Below are 1,657 nucleotides of genomic sequence, written 5' to 3'. Positions count from 1 at the left end.
GTTGAGGTCGATGACGGGTTTGATGGTGTAGGGGGCGTGGCCGACGAGTTCGGTGAGTTGTTCGGCGAGCAGCGGCCCGATGGTTTCGGCGCGCACGACGCCGGTCCCGGTGGCGAGGGTGTGGTCGGTGAGGTGCACGAAGATCTCGGTGTGCCCGGGGCGTGAGGGCAGGCTGGATCCCCCGGGCAGGCTGGATTCTCCGGGTGCGGTGGATGCCCCGGGCGCGCTGGATTCTCCGGGTGCGGTGGAGTCTCCGGGTGAGCTGGAGTCTCCGGGTGCAGTGAATTCTCCGGGCCTGGTGGATGTTCCGGGTGTGGTGGGTGGCGTGCGGAGTCTTCGGGGTTTGGCGTGGGCGTCTTGTTTGATCTGGGCGAGGCGTAGGTCGAGGGCGCGGCGGGCTGCAGGGTCCATGGCCCAGGCGCCGTCGCCGGGGTCGTCGGAGTGGGTGGTTGGATCGGGTTCGAGCGGCTCGATGACTTGCCTGTCTGGGGCGTCGAGTGGATCGGGCAGGTCGCTGGAGCTGGGGTGGGGTGCGTCGCGATCGGCCTCGTCGTCGGTTCCCGGTTCCGCGCAGCCGGTGTTCCACTCGGCCAGCAGGTCGTCGTCATCGGCGCCGAAGTCTGTCTCCCGCACCCCTACCGCCCGAGCAACACTCGCTCCGGCCGGTCCAGATACTCCAGCAGCCGCGCTCGCCCCAGCAGCAGGCGTGTGCGCTTCGGCGGGCGTGGGTGCTCCAGCGGGTGCGCTCGTTCCAGCAACTGTTGTCCCTCCGGCAGGCGTTGTCCCTCCGGCAGGCGTCGTCGCTCCGGCAGGCGCGGAGGCTTCAGCAGGCGCGGGCTCTTCGGTGGGTGTGGGGTTGGGGTGGGTGGTGCGGGCTTGGGTGAGGAGTTGTTCGGTGTAGCGGGGGTCGGCGAGGATGCCGATGGCGTCGGCGCGGCGGTGTTGGAGGGGGCGGGTGTCGCCGATGGTGTGGAGGGCGTCGGCGATGGCGGTGATGGTGGCGTCGTGGCGGATGACGGCGCCGGCGGGGGCTTTGACGTAGATGGTTTTGTTGCCGTGGTCGTCGCTGCGGCCGATGAATACGCCGCGGGCGCGGGCTGCCTCAGCGGCTTCGGCGCGGGCGGTTTCGGGGTCGGCGTGCATTTTCGCGGCGTGGACGATCTTGTCGAGGCGGTAGGGGGTGATCGAGTCGATGAGTGGGGCGACGCGTTGGTCGACGTAGTGGGCGGCGTCTTCGGACAGTTTCAGGCAGGCGGCGGCGATGCGGCGGGCTTTCCAGGGGGTGGCGTGGCCGGATTGGACGCGGGCCCAGGTGAAGGGGAAGCGGTGCCGCAGGGCGAGGGCTTCGCCGAGGAACTTGGCGCCGGTCATCGGGGAGGTTCCGAGGATGACGGCGAACTCGGCGATCGCGAATTCCGCGATGGGTGGGCAGCCGTCGCCGCCGAGCACGACGGAGCGTTCGCGGCCGTCGCTGGCGCGGCGGGTGGGGCGGATGTCGCGGATGCTGGGGTGGAAGCGGTCGGCGTAGATCTGGGCGTGCTCGAGCAGTCGCGCGTCGGCCTGGTTGGCGAGCGCGCGGTGCTCGGCGGCCGACTCGAGCAGGTCGGCCGTGGAGAGCTCACTCAGATCATTGTCGAACATGTGTTCGATTCTATCT

The 1,657-nt window shown here is 69.9% G+C and carries 1 pseudogene; it reads right to left on the bottom strand.

Annotated elements, in window-relative coordinates:
* Positions 1 to 1,657 (bottom strand): annotated as a pseudogene (locus ACWGID_RS41430) (hypothetical protein); the annotation flags it as partial.

This window comes from Kribbella sp. NPDC054772 (assembly GCF_053611945.1).
Note: the sequence above shows the minus strand (reverse complement) of the source record. Positions and strands in the feature narration are given on the sequence as shown.